General features: G+C 59.8%; 19 protein-coding genes. 2 read left to right on the top strand and 17 right to left on the bottom strand.

Annotation, left to right across the window (positions count from 1 at the left end):
- Positions 1–272: 272 nt before the first annotated feature.
- The 12 genes from H0241_RS19495 to H0241_RS19440 form a co-directional block, all read right to left on the bottom strand.
- Positions 273–902: an effector protein NopP gene (locus H0241_RS19495; RefSeq protein ID WP_328824758.1), complete on the bottom strand. Its 630-nt coding sequence runs from the start codon at positions 900–902 to the stop codon at positions 273–275.
- A gap of 357 nt (positions 903–1,259) precedes the next feature.
- The gene (locus H0241_RS19490) at positions 1,260–2,297 is read right to left on the bottom strand and encodes an EscU/YscU/HrcU family type III secretion system export apparatus switch protein (RefSeq protein WP_181059232.1); all 1,038 of its coding nucleotides are present in this window, start codon (positions 2,295–2,297) and stop codon (positions 1,260–1,262) included.
- On the bottom strand, positions 2,294–3,112 hold the full coding sequence (sctT, locus tag H0241_RS19485) for a type III secretion system export apparatus subunit SctT (protein ID WP_181059231.1): 819 nt from the start codon (positions 3,110–3,112) through the stop codon (positions 2,294–2,296). Before sctT ends, H0241_RS19490 begins: the two co-directional genes overlap by 4 nt.
- The gene (locus tag H0241_RS19480; RefSeq protein WP_181059230.1) at positions 3,109–3,369 is read right to left on the bottom strand and encodes an EscS/YscS/HrcS family type III secretion system export apparatus protein; all 261 of its coding nucleotides are present in this window, start codon (positions 3,367–3,369) and stop codon (positions 3,109–3,111) included. The genes sctT and H0241_RS19480 overlap by 4 nt, the downstream gene beginning before the upstream one ends.
- Before the next feature lie 29 nt (positions 3,370–3,398).
- The gene (sctR, locus tag H0241_RS19475) at positions 3,399–4,064 is read right to left on the bottom strand and encodes a type III secretion system export apparatus subunit SctR (protein ID WP_181059229.1); all 666 of its coding nucleotides are present in this window, start codon (positions 4,062–4,064) and stop codon (positions 3,399–3,401) included.
- Positions 4,057–4,899 (bottom strand): type III secretion system cytoplasmic ring protein SctQ, encoded by an 843-nt coding sequence (sctQ, locus tag H0241_RS19470; protein WP_235984361.1) that lies wholly within the window; start codon positions 4,897–4,899, stop codon positions 4,057–4,059. Before sctQ ends, sctR begins: the two co-directional genes overlap by 8 nt.
- Positions 4,900–5,147: 248 nt before the next feature.
- The gene (locus tag H0241_RS19465; RefSeq protein WP_181059227.1) at positions 5,148–5,693 is read right to left on the bottom strand and encodes a hypothetical protein; all 546 of its coding nucleotides are present in this window, start codon (positions 5,691–5,693) and stop codon (positions 5,148–5,150) included.
- Positions 5,669–7,027: a type III secretion system ATPase SctN gene (gene sctN / locus H0241_RS19460; RefSeq protein WP_328824757.1), complete on the bottom strand. Its 1,359-nt coding sequence runs from the start codon at positions 7,025–7,027 to the stop codon at positions 5,669–5,671. Before sctN ends, H0241_RS19465 begins: the two co-directional genes overlap by 25 nt.
- Positions 7,024–7,647 carry a type III secretion system stator protein SctL gene (sctL, locus tag H0241_RS19455; RefSeq protein WP_027038906.1) on the bottom strand — a complete coding sequence of 208 codons (624 nt, stop codon included), beginning with the start codon at positions 7,645–7,647 and terminating at the stop codon, positions 7,024–7,026. Before sctL ends, sctN begins: the two co-directional genes overlap by 4 nt.
- Complete coding sequence (locus H0241_RS19450) at positions 7,644–8,273, bottom strand: nodulation protein NolU (protein WP_181059226.1); 630 nt, start codon at positions 8,271–8,273, stop codon at positions 7,644–7,646. Before H0241_RS19450 ends, sctL begins: the two co-directional genes overlap by 4 nt.
- Before the next feature lie 12 nt (positions 8,274–8,285).
- Positions 8,286–9,146, bottom strand: coding sequence for a type III secretion system inner membrane ring lipoprotein SctJ (gene sctJ, locus H0241_RS19445; protein WP_181059225.1), 861 nt, complete (start codon positions 9,144–9,146; stop codon positions 8,286–8,288).
- 9 nt (positions 9,147–9,155) lie between these two features.
- Entirely contained in the window at positions 9,156–9,650 is a 495-nt protein-coding gene (locus H0241_RS19440; RefSeq protein ID WP_181059224.1) for a nodulation protein NolB, read from the bottom strand.
- A gap of 181 nt (positions 9,651–9,831) precedes the next feature.
- Here H0241_RS19440 and H0241_RS19435 point away from each other — a divergent pair, with 181 nt between their 5' ends.
- Both H0241_RS19435 and H0241_RS19430 read left to right on the top strand, forming a co-directional pair.
- Positions 9,832–10,536 (top strand): secretin N-terminal domain-containing protein, encoded by a 705-nt coding sequence (locus H0241_RS19435; protein ID WP_181059352.1) that lies wholly within the window; start codon positions 9,832–9,834, stop codon positions 10,534–10,536.
- A 257-nt stretch (positions 10,537–10,793) separates the two neighbouring features.
- The gene (locus tag H0241_RS19430) at positions 10,794–12,596 is read left to right on the top strand and encodes an HrpF/NolX family T3SS translocon protein (protein ID WP_181059223.1); all 1,803 of its coding nucleotides are present in this window, start codon (positions 10,794–10,796) and stop codon (positions 12,594–12,596) included.
- A gap of 1,019 nt (positions 12,597–13,615) precedes the next feature.
- Here H0241_RS19430 and H0241_RS35715 read toward each other — a convergent pair.
- The 5 genes from H0241_RS35715 to H0241_RS19410 all read right to left on the bottom strand — a co-directional run bounded on the left by H0241_RS35715 (position 13,616) and on the right by H0241_RS19410 (position 21,539).
- Positions 13,616–18,607: a Ulp1 family isopeptidase gene (locus tag H0241_RS35715; RefSeq protein WP_235984360.1), complete on the bottom strand. Its 4,992-nt coding sequence runs from the start codon at positions 18,605–18,607 to the stop codon at positions 13,616–13,618.
- Positions 18,608–19,124: 517 nt separating this feature from the next.
- Positions 19,125–19,259 (bottom strand): hypothetical protein, encoded by a 135-nt coding sequence (locus H0241_RS36130; RefSeq protein ID WP_268926421.1) that lies wholly within the window; start codon positions 19,257–19,259, stop codon positions 19,125–19,127.
- Positions 19,260–19,280: 21 nt separating this feature from the next.
- Entirely contained in the window at positions 19,281–19,580 is a 300-nt protein-coding gene (locus tag H0241_RS19420) for a hypothetical protein (RefSeq protein WP_181059222.1), read from the bottom strand.
- Between the two features lie 383 nt (positions 19,581–19,963).
- Positions 19,964–21,211 carry a type II toxin-antitoxin system HipA family toxin gene (locus H0241_RS19415; RefSeq protein ID WP_181059221.1) on the bottom strand — a complete coding sequence of 416 codons (1,248 nt, stop codon included), beginning with the start codon at positions 21,209–21,211 and terminating at the stop codon, positions 19,964–19,966.
- Positions 21,204–21,539, bottom strand: a complete 336-nt coding sequence (locus tag H0241_RS19410) for a helix-turn-helix domain-containing protein (RefSeq protein WP_181059220.1) — start codon at positions 21,537–21,539, stop codon at positions 21,204–21,206. The genes H0241_RS19415 and H0241_RS19410 overlap by 8 nt, the downstream gene beginning before the upstream one ends.
- Positions 21,540–21,556: the final 17 nt, after the last annotated feature.

Here is a 21,556-nt window from a genome sequence, read left to right as displayed (position 1 = left end):
ACCCACAGCTAGAAACAGCGCCCTGTTTCAGCGCCGGCCAGGAGATGGCATTCGCCAGCAGATGCGCTGGGAGGCAGGGACACGGGAAGCGAGCCAAGCACTTGATGCTGCTCAGGCGGGTCGCTGCTCCGCCTGAGTCTGCCTCGCATGCGTGCTGCCGCTCGTATGTGTGCTGCCGTTTCGGACGAGCATTTCGCCCACCGCACATGACCATGCACACCGCACATAGTCAGAAGCGGCCGGCGATCGCGATTATCTCCACCAGCGCCCGGTCACATAAAGTCATCCTCGTACGAGCTTGAACCTGGTCGAGTGCTCCCACGATCCTCAGTCTTGCAGAGATACTTCGCCGGCTTGCCTGCACGCTGCCATTCACCGTCACTGTTCTTGGTCCACTTGTCGGGATGCTGAGTAGGGTCAAGCACCATGTCGCCATCATCGACTTCAACGAACCCCATCGCCGCTGCGCGGGCTTGTGCCTCCGGGTTGGCCGCACGCCAGTTCAGCAAAGGCCGTTCGCCGTCCATCCGAAGTTGATGCTCCAGCAGAATGTCGCCTGCATTCTCGACGAGCGGATGAGCAACCTGAAGATCCACAATTGAAGTGACCTCGGTTCGACCAGGAAATTGTTCCCTCCAGCTTTCCGATTCGAAGTCAGTCATGCTGAACCCGCCTTCTGTTCTCAGCAGTCCGACGCTCTTGTCTCCCAACTGATAGCTGAAATATTGCGCGTGCTCCGAGTCTCGACGCACGGCGAATTGACTCGCAACGTCCGCGGTGCGTCTGGCTCGTGCAGATACGAATTCCGAATACTCGTGTGGATTGTCGGCGATACGATGGATCTCACCGCCATGAAATTGCCTTGCCTCCTTCCTGAAAGTAGACCTGTCGATCTGCACCACCGGAGGCCGGTCTTGGAGGGAATAGCCTTGCGCGCCCCCCGAGGATGAGCCGCCGGAACCCGACCCGCCTAGATGCATTCGGGCCAGTCTGTCTGAGAAGTCTTGGCTTCCTGCATCCGTTTGCCCGTGCCCACTGTAACTGTAGTGACCACCGGACGAGCTACCAGTTCTACCATACATGACGATTGCTCCTATATTTTTTAGTTGAATCCAGGCTGGTTGCTGCAGCACGCCTGGATAGACCACTTGGCTGACTAGGAGCTGACAAAGCCGCCGTTGTAGATGCAAAAGGAAGAGCTGACGTGAGTGTTTCGTGTTGAAACTGCGGCTTATCGCCGGCCAAGGCTTAGGCTACGTCTATACCAAGCCCGCGGTATAAAGTATCTTCGCGACAGGCGCGAAACATTGTGCAGGAACGGCGTTGCCCAGCTTCGTTTTGCTGATAAGCTGATGCGCAAGCACATCATCATCGACAATGTGGATGCGTAGCGCCCGCGCCTCGGTTGACATGTTCGAAGCAGCCTCGCCCTCGGCGCGGCACACCATCATCGGTACCCCGAATTCGCTGCGAACGTAACGCAGACCGACGAGTATGGCCTTCCCTCTCACGACCAAATTGGCCCGGTGCACCCCCAGGGGAGGCTCGTGCGCAGACTCCTCGCGCAGGCGGCGTCGTTCACGCTTCAACTCCGGCGTACCTTCCTGGTCCTTGAACTCGCGTTTCACTTCGGTCATGGTCATGCGCATTTCGCGCAGAAACAACGCACGCTGCACCAGCAGATCGACCAGGCCGCCGACCAGAAGGGCAGCGGCGCCGATCATGCTCAGCAGCTTCGCCTGCGTAAAGACGAGGCCAATACAGCCCGTGCCGCAGATCGGCAGATAGATCATCGTTTTCCACGTGCCGAGAATGAAGAGGAAAAAGGTTGTGCTCAGGACCGCCACCTTGAACAGCGTCTTGCCAACTTCCACTGCAGAACGCGCAGACGCCATGCGCTTCAATCCCTGGAAGGGGTCGATCTTCTCAAACTTGAACTTCATCGGCTCCAGTGAGAACACAAATCCACCATTGGCTATTATGGCGGCCACAATCACCGCGGCGATGAGAGTCCCAAGCAGCGGGCCAACAGCGTCCACTGTGAGTTCAATCAGCAGGACGAGTGCCTGCCGGACTGCTGTATGGAAGGGCAGATTCTGCAGGTTATCGACAAGTAGCAACGCTTCGTGGCACTTGTCTTGGATCACGCTCCCTCTTAGCCAAATATAGCCGAGCGCAGCGCAAGAGGCGGCCGCGCGGACAAAATCGGAACTGTGCGCGATCTGCCCTTTTTTGCGCGCCTCGTCGAGCTTGTGAGAGCTGGCGGCGTGTGTCTTCTCTTCGCTGCTGTCGCTCATTTCAGAAGCTTGTCAAACCACTCAAGCGCGCCGTCCGTTTGTGTGATCTCCAGGCTCATTGCCTCGATGAGGTAGGCAGTGTAGCCGACCATGATAATCGGAAAGCCAATATTCTTGATCATCGGTGACAGTTGGCTCGACTTGAACTGGGGCGCAAAACGCCGCAATATCATCATCGACATGTCAACCAGCATCAGGAAAGACACTACAGGCCCGGAGACCAACAAGGTCGTGAGCATGATGCGGTCGAGGAGCTTTAACACCTCCATTGCACCTTGCACGGATAGTATGGGGCGAAACCGATACACAGGCCAGATCTGAAAGCTGCCATAAAGGGTGCTGACCACAGCCTCCAAGCCACCCGACGCCACGAACATTGTGATTGCGGTGATCCCGAGAAAAACTGCCATAGCGGAAGCCTGACTGTTCGTCGCCGGATCGGACGAAGCAGACGGGCTGGTGATGCCGCGCTGGCTGTCGACAAACTCGCCGGCCGCCTGAAGGCCCCACAACGGGATGCCGAGAAAAGTGCCTAGTAGCAGTCCGACAAAGATCTCCTTCACGCCGAGCAGAGTTGCCTGGATCAGACGTGTTTCAGGATCCAGCGCCTGCAAGCCGTCGCTGACGAGTGGTAAGCATGGCAGTGCGAGGGCAACAGCCATGCTGCTGCGGATGAGCCCGCCAAGCTGAGCCCGTGTAAACACTGGAAGCACCATCATGATGCCTATCGCCCGAGCCGCGCCAAGGGCGGCTGCAGCCAAGAGGTCGATTGCCGCATGGATCAGGATTGGAATCTCGGGCGATGACGCATTCATGGTGGAGGCTGGTAGCTGGGAGTTATTGCGGGAAACTCCGTGAAGATCTGGTCGGCCAGTCCTAGGAGCGGGGCGCTCAGCACAGGGGCAAACATGCCGATCACCGCCACAACGACCAGAAGCTTGACTGTGAGGGGCAAGCTCTCATCCTGGATTTGCGTTGCCGCCTGGATAATCCCGATGACCAGGCCAACAACCACCGATGCAATGAGCGGCGGCAGAATCCAGATCATGAAAACCACCAACGACTGGCTCATAAGAGTGACAATGCTGGATTGAGTAATAATCAACCTCCCGGTGTGGCGTAACTCAAGACCAGCCCGTGCATTAGCTTCGACCACCCATCAATAGCGACAAACAAAAAGAGCTTGAAAGGCACCGATATGACTGTCGGGGATACCATCGACATGCCCATCGCCATCAAAATTGTCGTCACGATAAGATCGATCGCGATAAAGGGGAGATAGAGAAGAAAGCCTATTTCGAATGCGCGCTTGAGTTCTGAAATTAGAAAGGACGGCACGAGAATCGCAAAATCATCAGGTGTGGTTTTGGCGCGCATTTCCTCTGGCCACAGCTTTTCCGCCGACGACAAGAAAAAAACGCGCTGTTCTTCATTTGTGAATTTCTTCAGATAGTCGTGCACGGGCTCACGGCCCACTTTGGCGGCGCTTACCCAGTCGTCCAACGTTTGATAACGCAGCTTCGGATCCGTCATCCGATCATAGGTCTGTTCGATAACAGGCGCGCTGATGAAAACGGCGAGGATGAGTGCCGCGGCGTACAGCACTATGTTGGGTGGTATCGTCTGGGTGCCCAACGCATTGCGGACGAGGAACAGAACAACCGATACCTTGATAAAAGCCGTGGTTGTGACGACTGCTAGAACCAGCAGGCCGAGTCCGCCTGTAACCGCAAGAAGCGACAGAATTGCGGGCTGAATCTCAGTCATTGGATGCCAATCTGCCACGGAGTCTGACGCCCAGCTCATCTCCGACCCGCACGATATCCCCACGCCCTATGCGCCGGCCGTTGGCGACTATGTCGACCGGACCATCGATTGGCCGACCAAGTTCGAAAACGTGTCCTTCGCCCGCGCTCCTCAAGTCGCCTAGAGGCATCGGCCAGCGGCCGCATTCAAAGACAAGGACGATCTCGACGTCGTCGAGATCGGGTTGCGACTGTTCTTGCTGCGATTGCGGTTGTGTCGACATAGGGACGTTCTCCAAAAGGCACGATCGCGGGCGGAAGGGACCCCGCAGGATTAGGTCGTCGCCCTCAATATCTGCCCCGGCCCATAACTGGCCCAAGGATAGAGTGATCTGGCCGCGGCCGAACGGCGATATGTCTGGCAACAGAACGTCACCGATACATGCTTGGCGAAGAACCGCTGCTGGAACGCAGAGCGTGCCGATTACTCCTGCAACGATGGCCGGCAACTCCGGCGAGACCTCGCGCGGCTGCCGCGGCAATTGGCCAACCAGTTCGCCCAAGGCGCGGAAGGCAGACGGCACCAAGCCATCAAGAGGAGAGAACAGGAACAGGCGGCCCTGGCCGCTGACTGGGCCGAAGCCGATATCAAGCTCAAGGTAAGGAGCAAGTGTCGTGGCTTCGCGCACGCCCAGAAGCTGCACGTCGAGCTGCGTCTGCTCTTCCATTCGAGCGACAAGCGGCTCAAGTGCAAGTTCGACAATCAGGGAAGCGGTTGGCTCGGAAGGTAAACCAAGGCCGCTCTGTACTGTCGAGACGAGCGCCTCCACCAGATCTCGTGACAGCGACAAGACCATCGTTTCGGGTCCCACGCGCCAAAAGCAGTCTAGCATCGGAATGGCGGAAGCTTGCTGCTGCCAAACAAGCCCTTGTATCCGCACCGATAGCGGCTTGTCGCTGATCCGGCTCTCAAACGGCCTGCGGGAGGCCGCTATATCATTGAGCCACGAGACGACCACGTGGGACAATGTTAGCCCTGGTTCGAAGATAGCAGGTCTGACCACAGTGATTACCGAAGCGGCTCTAAGCTGCACGATAGCGTCATTCACAGAGCCCGCGGTTTATCGGTTCTGGGTGCCTCGGCCAGCGAGACCCTTCCATGCCGAACCGATGCCTCATCGTCGGCCTCCATCTCGCTTGCGGCCTCCGAATGAGTATCGAAGGCGCGTCGAACGTCGTCCTCGATTTGTTGCCATTTGTGCTTTGCGGTCGAACGTTTGACCCACACAGCCCTCTTCTCAGACGCCGCTGCCTCGGCTTTTTCTTCAGCGATGCGCGCATCATCGACCACCTGGTGGCTGGACGTTAGCTTGGCCGCAAGCCGCTCAATTTGAAGGTGATGATGGTCGAGTGCTGCGCTGGTCAACGTGTCGAGCGACATCAGTTCCTGGTAGAGTGCCGCTTGGGTCCGTGCGCAATGATGCTGTACTATTGCAAGCTCTTGGGAGGCATTCTCTACGGCTAAGGTGGCCATATGGCGCTGGGCTTCCTTCATGGAAAGTTCCCTAAGGGCACTACGCTCTTGCATATCCTTCAGAAGCCGTAACCTCGAAACGTGAACGCGATTCACGCGGTCAGACGCGACATCCATGCGATCGTTTCCTCAAAATCCGACGGCTCGTCTTCGCTCTGACGGAGAAATTCCCGCAAGTCGCCAATCGTGGCGACTGCCCGGTCAGTCAGCGGGTCGCCGCCTTGCTTGTATTCGCCGACATTGATCAAAAACTCGGATTCGGCGTACCGAGAGAGGAGGTCACGGAAGAACGATGCTGCCTTGCGATGTGTCCCAGAAACGACCGCATCCATTACGCGACTGCGACTCTGCAGTACATCGATGGCGGGGAAATGCGATCGCGCCGCGATAGCACGCGAGAGGACGACATGACCGTCGAGGATGCCGCGCGATTCCTCGGCGATTGGATCGCCTGTGCCATCACCTTCGACAAGTACCGTGTAGAACGCCGTGATGGAGCCGCGCTCGCCCATGCCAGCACGTTCCAGCAGGCCTGGCAGCATGGCAAAAACGGAGGGAGGAAAGCCCCGCCGGGTCGGCGGCTCGCCCGCAGCAAGGCCTATTTCGCGCATGGCGCGGCAGAAACGCGTTAGCGAGTCCAACATAAGCGCGACGCGTAGCCCTTGCTCGCGAAAGTATTCCGCGAGCGCGGTCGCCATAGGAGCACATTGCGCCCGCTCCACTGCCGAGCGGTCGGAGGTTTCAACGACAACGACCGTACGGCGCAGGCCCTCCTCCCCAAGATGCCGCTCGATGAATTCACGAACTTCGCGTCCGCGCTCGCCTATGAGCGCGACTATGACAATGTCGGCGGCGGCACCTTTTACGATCTGCGACAATAATGTCGACTTGCCACAACCAGGCTCGCCGTAAATTCCGATCCGCTGACCTTCGCCGCATGTGAGAAGACCATCTAGGGCACGGACCCCGAGCGGGAACGGCAGCTCAACCATCCGCCTTTTCATTGGGTTGGGCGCACTGCCGTGCAGCGGACGAGTTTCGGCGGTTTTGACTTCGCCTTTGCCGTCGAGTGGGCGGCAACGGCTGTCTATCACACGGCCAAGCAATTCGGGGCCGACTGGCACTTCACGCATTCGTCCGGTGGACACGACCTCTGCGCGGCTGGACAGACCCACCAAGTCACCGATCGGTGTGAGCAACACCCCATTGTCCAACAAACCGATCACCTCGGCTTCGAGCGAAAGGCCGGTTCGGGTGTCCTGCAGCAGACAAAGTTCTCCAATCCGAGTATCTGGCAAAACGGCATGGACCAGCGTACCGACAGCCCGCGTGATCCGGCCGTGCACGACACGGGTGTCGATTTCCTTTGCTGTAGACCTCAAGGACGAGATCGCCGGATCGGGCGCCCGGCCACCAGCGAGCTTACTATGCTGAGGTACCGGCCTGATCACCCTTCGCCGTCCTCAGAATACGACCTAAAGCCGAGGCGCAGGGCGCGCATCTGTGCATCAAGTCCAAGATCGACATTGCCATACTCGCTCCACAGCACGCACTGTTGCGGCAACAAGGTCGGATCCGGATCGATCCGAACCCTCGGCCGACCCTCCCATCCGTCGCATCCAGCAAACTCGCGCGCGAGCATGTCCACTTGCGCGGGACATACATGAAGGCAAACTTCCGCGCCCTTATATTTGCGCTCAATCGCGTGACGAACGGCCCTGACCAAAAGCTCGCCCGGATCGAAAACTCCCACGAGATCGGTTAGTATCTCCATGACCAGCTCTGGCAATTCCTGCTCCAGAACCGCCCTTCGCCGCGCCACTTCGGAGACTGCCTGCGCAATCAGCCGGGCCATCTCCTCGTTGCCTGCATTCAAGCCTTCGGTACGGCCGCGCTCCCGCTCTCGCTGATAAGCGGCGCGTGCCCAGCTGCGAACCCGCTTCAGATGCCGTTCTGCCGCCTCACGCGCTTCTGCGGCGCCATGCCAGATCTCGAGCTCGCTCGCCGATATTAGCGGCCCGACCGGGCGCAACTGCGGCGCAACGGGCTCTGCGAAAAAATCGACTGTCATATCGCCGGGTTCTCCGTCTCAAAATGTGCCACCACAAGCGATAGCAACTGACCCGAGGCCTTACTGTGTTCGGGCGCGGGGTTCTCGGCGGCGGTCCCGACGGGCAATCGCAGAAGCACGCGGCTACGCTGAAGCGCCGGACTGCTATTAAGCCAAGCTCCAAGGCAGGCATGCCCATCGTGTTCGATGTGTCGCGCGAGCGCTTCCGGATCGGCGATCAAGCTGCTTGCGATCGCATGCGCCAGATGTCGAACGCCGAACGCGTGTACATCTGCACCGATATGCTCAATAAGCGCGGTCAGGTCATGCTTTGAAACAAGTTTCAGCAGCGATCGGGCATGCCAGATACTGCCGGCCAGGAGAGCAGCCCGACGCGGATCATGTCCGCCCAGAAGATCCGGCTCCCAGCCGCTTCCGTTTGAATGCGTTTTATCGTCAAGCAGCAATTGTGCCAGTCTTAGCTGCAGCCTGGGGCGCTTCTGCAACTGCACCAATGTCGCAGCGGACAACGCCGGATCAAGACGTGCCGCAAGACGAGTCGGATGCGCTAAAGCAGCAAGATCGCTCAGGCACACGGGATGGAATTGCGACTGATCGCGTCCGGAAGTCTGCGTCGATATCGGCATTGGGAATATTACCTACGCACCATCGCCGATTTTTCTTGCGAATGGCCTTGGCAGCGAAAACACCGAACGGCCAGCGACCTTGGGCAATGCGCCTGATGATCCCCGGCGCCGATGCCTTAGGACACTGGCCAGGAAATGACACGTCACTGCGCATATTGCGGCGGCAACACCGATCACGATGGCCAGAAGGGGCGCTGCAAGGGACCTGGATGCTTCGGCCGAGACAGTCGCCGGAACAGTCCGTAGCTCATGTTCGGGCGCTTCCACAGGAACCAAAACCACTTCGACTTTTTCGTAGGTCAAGCCTTCGATGCTGTCGGCGACGAGCATCTTAATCTTCGGCAGCAGTAGTGAGAGATTTACTTTGGCGTCGTGCCGGATAAAAACAGCGGCTGAGGATGGCGTACCACCCGATCGTAACAGGTCGTTATTTGGCAAAACGACATGAACACGTACTGAGAAGACGCCATCGATATCGTTGATGGTACGCGATAACTCTTCACTCATGGCATAAACGTAACGAGCCCGCTCCTCGGTCGGTGAGGCAATCAGGCCTGATCCACTGAAGATTTCGCCGAGGTTCTTGAAAGACTGGCGCGGAAGCCCCTTGGCATTCAGGAGGTTGATTGACAATGCAAGCAGCTTTTCGTCGACTTGAAGCGTGCTGGTCCCATCCTTAGCGGCAACTCTTACGGCATCAACCCCGTTGTCCATCAGAATTGCAAGCATCTCATTCGCCTCGCGCTCCTGCAATTGCGTGTACAGATCGGCCTTGCAGCCACTCAGAGCAAACAGAAGTGGCAGCACAAAAAAATGAAGTGATCGCTGACCGAACCGGTTATGCATGATTCCGCTATGGGATAAGCCAATCATGCGCGCCCGTTATCCTTGCTTGATCAGCGTGTTCACGGAGGAAGTCAGGCCGCTCACAGCTTTGGAAACCAGGGAAAGTTGGGTGACGCCATTATAGAGGTCCCGTAGATCAGCGACCATCGAGCCGAAATCATGTGCTGCCGGCGTTCCTGCTGTCTCACCCACGCCAGGGACGTTTTGCGCCCGCCCGGGTGGAGGGTTTTTCTCAAGGCCGACCTGATGGTCAAGTCCGGCGGGGGTAACTGCATTGTTCCGGTAAAGGGAAGAAACCGTCTGGAGCAGGCGGTCGCCCCGCAGGGTTGTCTGCGCAGTCGCGCGTTCAACGTCCAAATGCGGAGAAACTGCCGTCACCCCAGCTGGGCCCGGCGCGGTATCGTTTTTCGTAGAGGCGGCGGCCTGCGTCAGTGCGCGCTCAAACTGGGCCTGCTCGCCCAACGACGGTGAAGCGACCTTGGGAAGAATATCGGTAAGGCTGGCAGAGGGCGACGCGACAGGCATCATCATGCAAGGACTCGATTGCTCTCTTTCGCGCGGGATGAATTCAGTCGGTTTTCACCCGCTTTCGGGTCACTGCCTAGCGAGGCGACCTGACGGCAAGCTGACGAGAGTGCGTCCTTCATTTAAAAAGTTACGGGTGGCGCTTTAGTGCTTGTGAGAGTTTCGGCCTTTGGTTTATCAGGACGAAATGCACGGCACGCTGAACCTATCCATCATCCTGCACAACTTGAAGAGACTTCTTTGTGTCGGATTTTTTCTCTTCACCGGAATCCATACAACTCTGGGCGTCCCGCTGTCGCTTCCCGCGGCGCCCTATAGATATACGGTTCTGGATCAGGATCTCTCTGCCGCGTTGCAGGAATTCGGGAACAACCTGAATATCAGCGTCAACATCAGCGCCGAGGTGAGGGGCCGGATTCGCGGGCGTATGCCTGATTTGCCCGCGCGCGAGTTCCTCGACCGCCTGGCCGAGCTGTACGACCTCCAATGGTACTATGATGGGCTTGTCCTCTACGTATCAGCTGCGAAGGAAGCGCAAACTCGGATGCTTGTGTTGACCCCGCTTCGCTTCGACACCTTCAAAGCGGCTCTCGATCAGCTCGACATCTCCGATGACCGCTACGTCGTGAGACCCGCGCCGGGAAATGGCCTGGTCATGGTTTCCGGTCCCCCTCGCTTCGTTGCGCTCGTGGAGCAGACATTCAACGGCCTGGTCGCCGAGGCGCAGGCGCATCCGCGCGCGGCGGCGGCGCCTACAAAGGAATCGGTGCTGATCTTATTCAGGGGCTCCTCCACCATGGTCGTGCGCGATGGGAGACCGGAAGCCTCTTATTCTTCTGACGTGCCGCAACAGGATGAGGTTGGCGGCAAGCCTGAGCCGACTCAGAAATGACATCTCCTGAACGATTGTTGTGAGTTCGTCAGATTCTCGAAAGCTGAACCGGCCATGAGGAGACTCAGGATCCAGCAATCGCCAGCCATTGTGGGCTGGAATTGAACCTGGGAGCCAACAGGAGCGGAGCAATTAAAGCATGGCAAATGGGAGGCGGAATGGTCACCCGGCTAATGCTCATAATCGTCAATGTCCGTGAACACCTTTGGCGTCGCCCCTAAGGGGAGGACTGCAATTTTCACGTCTGAGGAGCCACAATGCCAATCAATAATAGCAGCAACACTTTCTCGCAGTCCGTCCAGGATTGCTCAAATCAAATATTCGCGTTGGCCCAGACTCTGCAAAACGCATCGTCCTTTGACACGATCGTGGCCAATTATGACAGGGCCGGTCAGTTCGCGCTCCGGGACCCGTTGCCGCGGAATCTCTCATCGCTGAAAGCAGTGGTCCAGGAGCCCTCGCAGTCGCCTTTGTCAGATGCCGAGGCGTCGTTGGAGGAATTGCGTCTCCACCCAATGGACCTACTGCCGCCAGCTATGAGGGCATCAATCGAAGCGATGGATCAGGAGCCGCAGTCTTCTGAAATCGAGCCCCCGCCGATTGCGCCGGCGCCCATAAAAAGCGAGAGAATCACGTGGAACGGGGGCTCGCTCACCTCTGCCGAGTTGCAGATCGTAGCGGTGCTGAACCGTCACAAGGACCTATGCCCGCTCAGTTGGGAATCATTGTCGGATAAAGCCAATGATCCCTCTACGCCATCGGATCTGAAAGCGGCGATCCAGGGGTTGCAGCAGGATCCAGAGCTTTTTTATGCGATCGGCTCGCAGGGCGATGGCCGCTGCGGCGGCAAGATCACGGCGAAGGATTTATCCGGATTCTCCGGCCATCACTCACAAGTTGCCGAATTTCAGGAAAAGCAGGCGCAAAGCTACGGGCAGAATTACATTCCATCCGACAGCACCGGAGATCCGCAGCCGTCGGTCATGACCCGTAACGATGCATTACGCGAGCTCTACAGGTACTCCGAAAACCTGCCCAAGAACCTGAGTGTGGCTGACTTCAAGCAGATCGTCGACGGCGACGCGAAAACCGGCAAATGTCCGCCTCAGGTCATTGCGGCGGCTCAGTACTTCGTCAGCCACCCGAATGAATGGAAGCAATTATATGGTGGCAACATCGACAAGGTCCACAAAGAGGACTTTCTTCAAGTCGCTTCATCGGCGATGAGCCTGACGCGCATCGAGCTGGACACGATAGAAACGATCAAGAACAATCAGGACGCCTTCTTTGGAAGCGGTGATCTGACTCGTGAAAAGCTCGCGAGTATGGCGGAGGACAAGAGCCTCGATCTAAAGTTACAGCAAGCCGCCTCTCATCTACTCTCAGATCCTTTGCTATTCAGTCAGCTCAACAATTCGATTACGGGCTACAAAACCCACCATAAGTTCTTCGATTTCGGCGGAGGACACACGGTCGATTCCGGCAACATCAGCAAAAATGACTTTGCGCATTTCTCCGACAGTATGTCGTCGGCGAACCGCACCGTTCAGCAATCGAAGACCCATGCGCCCAAAATCGCCGGGGACCAGGACGCGGTCTCGGACATGATGATGGGTCGGACGGATCAGCCTGATACCAAGTCACCCAAGAAGAATGGCGGGGCATTCATGCACGCAATCGGCGACGTGCTCAAGGTGGTCTCGCCAGTGCTCGATTGGGCTGCAACGGCGGTGAGTCTATTGAGCTTCGTTCCGGCTCTTGGGCAAATGGCCGATGCCGTGTCGATGGCGCTTTCCTGCGAGGCGCAGGCGGCGAATCTTCTCCGTACGGCCATCACCGGAGGCAATATGAAGCAGGCGTTGCTAGAAGCAGGCATCAATATCGGAGGGCAGGCGCTCAGCTTTATCGCTGGCCCCGAAGTCAAGCTGGCAATTCGCAATGGGCTCGTGAAGCAAGCGCTGGAAGAGGCCGCCACGGCCGGGATCAATCTGCCGATCTCCATGGCGCAAGACTATGCAGAAGGCTATCTGAACAATCTGCAAGCACGCCTTGCGGCTTGAGCCTGCAGGGCACGAGCCAGGTCGGTACAATACCTTGTCTTGTGCCAGCTGGTATCCGGCGGGTTTGAACTACTTTCATTTTGCCCCGTGGAGAAGGTGGTGCAGCTCGGCAAAGAAGCCTGCAGACGAATTCTGCGGGCCAAAAGCAGAGCGAACCATCAGCGCCCTGCGATGTGTGTTTTGGGAAGGCGAGCGCGGCAGAAGCTGAGCGTCGCGCCGCCAGCTCCATCGCAGCGTGGCCACTGGCTGTCTTGCATGCCGGCAACGGGAGAACCAGCACCAGATAGTTCTGCGGGCTGGAGATCGGACGGTCAGGCGGTACGCCGCTGCTGCTCGGTCAGCCACTGTTCAAGGGGGCGGCGGCCCCGATCTTGGCCTGCGACGTCGACCAAGGTAGCGCCGCTACGTGGCGAGCGCCGCCCGGCGGGTATTGCGCAGGTACGTGCCAATGGCCACTGAGGCCCTCTCAAGGCATGGCACCTCATCGGCATGATCGCACTAAGCGCAAGTGAGGGTGCTGCTAGGGCGCCCTTTCCTTGCTGGTCGAGCAGCTCCTCATCCTGTCGTCCAGTTGGATGGCCGTCCAAGAGGCCATGTCATCTCCCGCCGCGGCAGGTAACATGGCTAGCTCTTGTCCTAACCAATATCCATGCGCTGTGTCTCCACGAGTCGGATGCACCCGAGCGCATCGGTTCAATCTCTGCCAGGCGTTTCAGCAAGCCTGCCGCTGAGAATGAACTGGCGGCCGAGGCTGCGGCGGAAAACGCCCTGTCGGTTCGCACCTTCACCCGCAAGCGGCCGGTCCCGCAAGCCGTGGCAGAAGAAATCGAGCTCAAATATATTGTCATCGAATGGGCCGCCGGCCCGCGGCGGCTCTGGCGTTTGTCGAACCTGGCCCGAGGAACATCAGGAGAGCCCGGAGGAGATCAGACGCCGCTTCAAGGTGATCGAAACGCGCCGCGATTGCGAGCCGATTAGTCAGGCCCAGCGGCACCGATAATTCCGTGAGCGCCGCAAAGTTATGTTTTGCGTTCGGGGAGCCACGGCGCCCGGCTTGACTGGTGAACAGCGTCGGTTTGCGCATGTGGGGTCGAATTACTTCCTGGCGAAGAGGAGGCAGGCTCATCATCCAACAGAAGCCGGAGTTCCCCTGGCTCGAATGCCATCATTGCTGGGGAGGCAGGCTCATCATCCAACAGTAGCGTGAGCTCCCCTGGCTCGAAGGAGGCGGCCTCATCATCCGACGTCTGCCGGGGTTGCTCCTCGTGCGGTAGGCGCCTCGTCAGCCGGTTTTGCAGCGCCTGGCGATCGGCCACGAGGTTGTCGAGGTGCAGCGGCTCGTGGTCTGGCCGCTCCCCGTTGAGCAGTCGTTGAACCAGCGCCCAGGTGCCGTCGACCACAAACACACCGCAATCATGATCGTTCGACTGTCGCGGCATGCGGGCCGGCGCCAGGGTGGCGGTCAGCCCTTCTGCCAGCTGCTGTGCAGGCTCGTCGTTGTATCCTGCTTGCTGGAGCGAGTCGTAGTGATAGGCGACCCGGCCTTGCGGGTTGCGGCCATCGACGAACAGCAGCGACCAATGGGTGCCGGGGCGCGTAGCAGTGCCGTTGTTCACCGGCAGGAACAGGAAGTCGGCCGGGGCGTCGCTTTGATGATAGATGGAGAGCAGCGTGCTTTCCGCCCCCTGCGGCCCCAAGTGGCGCAGCAGATGCGAGACCGACGGGCTCACCAGCCGTGTCCGGGCGGCGAGCGCTGGATCGATCCCCTGCAACTGCTGTTCCAGGAAATCATAATCGCTCTGGATATGGGCGTCGCTCAGCCACTCGGTGGCGCCGAGCACCGAGCCCGCGGCGACACGGGACGAGGCTGTCTGGTCCAACCCTCCGATCCGAGCATCGGAGGAGGGGCTCGCGGGCGCCGTCACATCAACCAGCGGAAGACCGCGGTAGGTGTCTGGCGCCATGGCGATGGCGGGCAAGGCAGGTTGGCGAGCCGGTGCCGCTGGCGCACTCATCGGCAAAGCTTGACCGCGATGGACGGGCTGGACGTCATCGGTCCCCATCAGCTCCAGGACGGCGGTCTCTTGCGTTGTGGGCTGCGGCCGACTGCCGGCCAACGTCTCGCGCCGCTCCAACTCCTTGCCCAACCACGTCAAAGTGTCCTCCTTCGAGGTGCTTGGCCCCGGTGAAGGCATCATGGACTGCGGCCGCGTGCCGGTCACCATCTCGCGCCGCTCCAACTCCTTGGCCAACCATGTCAAAGTGTCCTCCTCCGAGGTGCTTGGCCCCGGAGAAGGCGCTGGTTCCGACGTCGGCCACATGCTCCAGTCAAAGTTGAGCGGCATCTGCGGCGACCAGGGTGAGGTGGACCTGTGTCCGGCTTGCATCATGTCCTGCACCTCCCCTGGCGATGCACCCGGTTGATGGGTGGGGGCCGGCGTCAGCCGGCGATCGCCTGAATTGGCGATCTCGCTCGGCTGCCGCCCGGCGGCAACGTCTTGCGGATTGTCCAGGGTCCTCTGCCTCTTCGCTGGCCTCACTTCAGCCGTGTCGCGCTCATCGTTGATAAGGAGCTCCTGGCTTGGCAGGAGGTTGCTCCTGGCAAGTGCACCCTGGTGCCAGGACTGCTGGTGCTCGGACGCTCCAGGATCCGGTGGCTGATCAAGGCGCGGGGCTGGCTCGATAGACCACGACGGGCCCGGTTCGTCCGTCAGCCCCAAACGCACATTCTGATCGCGGGCGATGTCGGGGGCAGCATTCAGCTTAGCGCGGCCTGCGATCGGCTCGACTCCGCCCGTCGACCGCCATGTTCGAAGGCGGTCCATTGCGTTAAGGAGTCTCCTGGGATCACCATTTCCGGTGAACTCGAGCACCTCACCGCCATCGGTCAGCGACTTGTTGTCGAGCCGGGCAACAATGCTCGCTTTGTCATTCTTGAACAGCCAGTGGCCAAAGCTGCGAAGCCGACGTACATAGCCCTTGGCGGTGCGTTCTTCACCCTTGTTCTTGAGGTCGTTCTCAAACCCGGAAATAAGAGCTCCATCCTGGGGATGAAGAGGCTTCTGGTTTCTGCGAAGCTCCGTTGACAGACCCGGCCGCAGTACTGAGGACGACGCGCCCGTTTGGTCCTTCGGCCTCAAAGGAAAGTCATCGTGGGCTCCCGCGGGAAGCTCCCTTGGCCAACTGCCAGCGTCCTGCCACGCGCTGTCCTGCGTAGCGGTGTCGCCGGCCCGGATCGGCTCGAGCGATGTCTCGTCTGCGGGAAGGATCTGGAGCGGCTTAGCGCGGCCCGCGATCGGCACGGCTCCGCCCGTCGCTCGCGAGGTCTCGAGATGACCTATTGCCGTGCGGAGTCTCCGGGGATCACCCGTTCCTACGAATTCAAGTACCTCACCACCATCGGCGAGCGAGTTGTTGTTGAGCTGAGCAACGATGCTCGTCTTATTGTTTTTAAAGAGCCAGTGGCCAAAGCTGCGAAGAAGACGCACATAGAGTTTCGCGGTGCCTTCCGTGGCCCCGCCTTCGATGAGAGAGCCCTCAAGCCCCCTGATAAGCTCAGCATCCTGCGGATAAAGAGGCTGCTTGCTGCGAAGCCCTGCCGATCGAGGCGGCGGCGGCGCTGAGGACGAGAGGTCCGGTTCATCCATTGGCACCGAACTCAAATCCTGGCCGTAGCCTTCCGCAGCAAGCTCCTTCGGCCAACTGCCAGCGTCCTGCGACGCGCTGTTCTGCCCAGCAGGCCCGCCGACCCCCATCGGCTCCGTCGATGCCGCGTCTTCGGGGCCAGAAACGGGAGGAATATGGCGCTCGCGCTCCATCGCCTTGGTGCCGGCCTGCGACTCTCGAAGATGGGCCAGTGCGGACCCTATCCTTACATCGCCACCGGCATAGTGCTTGTAGCTCTTGGCATCTCTGTCCAACGCCTTGCCGGAAAGCCGACCGGCAATACCCTTCTTGTCGTTTTGACGCAGGTAGTCACTGAAGCTCCTGAGGGCAGTTGCATTCCTCTTGCTGGCATCCGTCGCTGCTTCGTTTTTATACTCTTTGATGAGAGCCCCGTCCTGGGGATAAGGATTCAGCTCAGTGCGGCCTGCGATCGGCACGACGCCCCCCGTCGACTGCGAGGTCCAGAGATGACCCATTGCCGCAATGAGTGACTTGGGGTTACGCTCTCCCATGAACTCGCGCGCGTCATCGGTCAGTGACTGGTTGCCGAGCCGCTCTTTAATGGGATCTTTATTGTTCGCGGAGAGCCAGCGGCCAAAGCTGAGAAGCGAGCGTACATAGTCTCTTACGGTGTGCTCGGAGGCATTGATGAGGGCCTTCTCAAGCCCTGAAATAAGCTCAGCATCATCGGGGTGAAGAGGGCCCTTACTGCGACGCTCAGTTGACCGAGCAGGCTGCGACACCGACGCGGAGGGCCCCGGTTCGTCCATCGGCCCCGATCTTAAATCCTGGCCGTGCCTTTCCGCGGCAAGCTCCTTTGGCCAACTGCCAACGTCCTGAGGCGCACTGTGCTGCCCAGCGGCTTCGCCGACCCACATCGTCTCCACCGGTGGCGCGTTTTGCGGATCAGGAATGGGGACAATATGGCGCTCGCGCTCCATCGCTCTAGCGCCGGCCTGCGACTTCCGTAGATGAGCCAGTGCGGGACCGATGCTCCGATCACCGCCGGCGTCCTTCCTATACTCCTTGGCATCTACATCCAACGCCTTGCTGGAAAGCCGACCAGCAATGCCCTTCTTGTTGGCTTGACGCAAGTAGTCACTGAAGCCCCGAAGGACAGTAGAATACTTCCTGACGGTGTTTGTCGCTGCTTCCTTTCTGTACTCTTTTATGAGAGCTGCGTCTTCGCGAGTCGGATCAGCGTGGCCGGCGATCGGCACGACTCCGCCCGTCGACTGCCAGGTTCGGAGATGGCTCATAGCCGTGCGGAGTGTCTCGGGACTGCGCTTTTGGATGAACTCGCGCGCATCATCGGTCAGCGACTGCTTGTCGAGCCGGTCGCTAATAGGAGGTTTATTGTTTGTGAAGAGCCAGTGGCCAAAGCTGAGGAGAGTACTTACGTGGATTGTGGCGGCGCGCTCGACGCCGTTGCTCTCGAGGGCGGTCACAAACCCTGACATAAGCTCAGCATCTGCGTTATGAAGAGGGCGGTTGCTGAGAGTTCTCAAAAGCTGAGTTGACTGAGCCGGCTGCGGCGCTGCGGGCGAGGGGTCCGGTTGGTCCATCAGTCCCAAAAGCACAGCATCGTAGCCTCCCGTGGGAAGCTCCTTTGGCCAGCTGCACGCGTCCTGAGACGCGTAGTGCTGCCCATCGGTCTCGCCGAACTGCGTCGGCTCGGCCGGGGGGACGTCTTCGGGATCAGGAACAGGGGGAATACGGCGCTCGAGCTCCATGGCCTTGGCGCCGGCCTGCGACTTTCGCAGATGAGCCAGTGCGGCACCGATGTTCCGATCATCGGCCTCGTCCTTATAGCTCGTGAGATCCTCATCCAACGCCTTGCCGGAAAGCCGACCAGCTATGCCCTTCTTGTTGTTTTGACGCAGATAGTCACTGAAGCTCCTAAGCGCACTTGCATCCCTTCTTCCGGTCTCAGTCGCCGCTTCGTTTCTATATTCTTTGATGAGAGCCACGTCTTCGGGGTGAGGATTCAGCTGTGCGCGGCCTGCGATCGGCACGACTCCGCCCGTCAACTGCCAGGTCCGGAGATGCTCTATTGCCGTCAGGAGCTTCGTGGGGTTTCCGCTGAACTCGTGCGCATCATCGGTCAGCGACACGGTGTCGAGCCGAGCGCCAATAGGCTTTTTGTTATTTTTGAAGAGCCAGCGGCCAAAACGGAGAAGAATATTTACATGATCCCTGGCGGTATGTTCGGCCGCACCACCGTTAAGGAGAACCTCCTTGAGCCCGAGAATAAGGGGAGCATCCTCGGCATGAAGAGGCTGCTTGCTGCGCCATGTCAAAATCCCTGTTGCCTGAGCCGGCTGTGGCGCCGAGGCGGCCGGCATTGGTCCACCACCTGCACCTGAATTGGCGATCTCGCTCAGTTGCCGCGCAAAGGTCGCCGCACCTGCGGACCGAGCCGCAGGTGAGCTCTCTCGCGGGCCCGCGATGTCCGATTGTCCACGTACCCGCTTGGTCGAGGGGAATTCCATCCGTTCTCACTTTCAGCAATCTAAACCCGTTTGAAGCTGGGCTTTGATCTGACATGGGAAAGCTGTCGAGAACCTGACGGCTTCAACGTGCCGCGCCAACAACGTAGGCGTGTTGGACCGGCCGTGTCTGGAGACGCGCCACTGTCCCGTCGTGAGCCGGCCACGGCCCATGCGGCGACCTTCACATGCCAAGCCAGAGAAGCTCCGTGAATCGGCTACGGCTTGCGCCCGACCGATGGTTCCCTGGCGGGTTCTGCTCGTTGGGTTCAAGCGCCCCGGTCGGACGAGCTGCGGAGCAGACGAGTACCCGCAGCAGGACCTGGTGTCCGGCCAAATCGACTGCGTCGGCCGCCCGTTTCCCCAATCCAAATCAGAGCCTCGTCAACCGGTTTTGCAGCGCCTGCCGATCGACGACGAGGTTGTCGAGGTGCAGCGGCTCGTGGTCCGGCCGCTCCCCGTCGAGCAGTCGTTGAACCAGCGCCCAGGTGCCGTCGACCACAAACACACCGCAATCATGATCGTTCGACTATCGCGGCATGCGGGCCGGCGCCAGGGTGGCGGTCAGCCCTTCTGCCAGCTGCCGTGCAGGCGCGTCGTTGTATCCTGCTTGCTGGAGGGAGTCGTAGTGATAGGCGACCCGGCTTTGCGGGTTGCGGCCATCGACGAACAGCAGCGACCAATGGGTGCCGGCGCGCGTGGCAGTGCCGTTGTTCACCGGCAGGAACAGGAAGTCGGCCGGGGCGTCGCTTTGATGATAGATGGACTGCAGCGTGCCTCCCGCGTCCTCCCCCAAGTGGCGCAGCAGATGCGAGACCGACGGATTCACCAAAATTCTTTGCGCCGCATACTGAGAGCTTACGCAGAAGCTCTAACTCAGCTTGCGTTAATGGTGGCGTGGACACCATTGCCTGAACTGGCCGCCGAAGGGGTTGTATGCTCGGGGTTATGGGGAGAAGCGCGCGCCGAGCGGGGAGTGGAGATAGCCGGCTGGCGCCCCACGAGGCTGGCGAGTTGGCCGGAGCCCCAATGGGTTCGGGCAATCGCCGCACAGGAGCCAGGCAGTATCAGTCCACGCGCTCGGCCTTGTCGCGGCTGTCTGCAGCATTTTCCGAATGCCGGCGTCCTCGATGTCTGAGACTTCCAGGTCGACGATGGTGCCGGTGGCGGGGCTCGCTGCCGGGGGCCCCAAGCTGTGAAGAAATGTCCTCGTCATAGCGCCAGCGCCCGCTTGAGATCGTCGTGTTCGAAGGCGCTGGCCATGCGGTTGATCTCAGCTGGGCGGGCGCCGACCGCCTTGGCGGTATCGCGCCAGGTTGCGGTCACAGTCGCAACTTCTTTGACTATTGCGCGGGCCTGCGGCAGTGTGAGCGCGAAAAACTCCGACGCGGCTTCCAGCAGATCGAGCGAACAGGTGCCCTCATCGAGATCGATGCTCGTCGTCAGCATCCGGGCCTTGAGATCGGTCGGAACGGGATTGAGGTCGTATGCCGGCGAGAGAGACCAACCCGCCTTTCCAAGCCACAGGAAACCGTGATTACGGAGGTGGTCGTCGACGTTGGAGATCAGCACGTTGAAGACGACACGCCGATAGAGGGCATGGGCATCCATCTTTCCGTGAGCCCCGTGTTGAGCAAGGGCATCGACGATCTCCGGATAGCTGCCGCGCTCGCCGTCCTTGGCGCCCACCATCGCCATCGCCGACAGGAATGGGATACGGATCGCACCATTACGGTCGAAGCGTCGCGACAGCATGACCGCCTTGCCAGCGACATCTATCAACTCGTGTTGGGGAGTGGCGATACCAGCCTGTCCGGCCAGCCGCAGCGCGATCTCTTCCCAGGTCTCAATGCTGTAGTCGTCGGTCCCCTTCGGGAATTTCGCGATGGAGAGGTGGCCATGTTGGTCGACAACCGACGCCTTCGGGCGGGCACCGCCAAGGGAGGAGCCTGGGGCAAAGATGACCTGCAGGTCTTCATCCGTTTCCTCGTCCCAGAGAACCCGTTCGGTGATCTGGAGCAATCGGCCAAGCTCGATCAGGGCAGGAACGCCCGCACGGATTGGCGCTTGGAAAATCTCTTCGCTAACCAAGCGGAATCGGAGTGCGCCAAGCCTGGTCTCGTCGGCGACGCCGAGGAGGTAGTCGCTTTCTACAAGCGTGCGAACCGCGCGGCCTTCCCGATCGGCGAGACGGCGTTCGGCGCGCTGCATGAGGCGCCGTCCCCAGGTATCCGGCGCTGAGTCACCGATGGAGCCGAAAGTCGCAAGACCGGCAGGAGGGGCGAAGGCGCCACGGGTCAGAGCAAGGGCTGGCCCCAGGGAGAAGCGGTCCGGGTCCTCAAGCCATGCGCCGTCATACTCGAACAGGATGGTCTCGGTGCCCCGGACGCGATTGCTCCTCGCCAGTCCGACCGGGCGTGTGCGGCCGTCCAAATCGACATGGACCTCGAAGTCAGTCATCGCGAGGAGATTCGGTTGGCCGCTTGAGGTGGACATGCTTAGGCAGATCGGCGCTGGCGAGGGCTTGGCCGATCCTGTCGTTGCTGATGTCGGCGACCTGGCTCAGGCCGTCGAGCAGGCCAAGCGCCTGCAGGACGCCGGCATAAATGCCGACGCTGACGTTGGTGTCCCCGGCTTCGACCCTTTGCAATGTCGAGCGAGACGTGAAGGCGCGCTCGGCTACGACCGCCATCGGCAGCCGTCGGCGTCGACGGGCATCATGGATGTCCGCCCCAAGCTTGCGCAGTGCACGCCGCACCGCAGCAGGAGGGTTGTGTGGAGTGGGCATTTGCCACCTTCGTGCTA

The sequence above is a fragment of the Mesorhizobium neociceri genome (genome assembly GCF_013520985.1).
In the GTDB taxonomy this organism is placed as follows: Bacteria; Pseudomonadota; Alphaproteobacteria; order Rhizobiales; family Rhizobiaceae; genus Mesorhizobium; species Mesorhizobium neociceri.
Note: the sequence above shows the minus strand (reverse complement) of the source record. Positions and strands in the feature narration are given on the sequence as shown.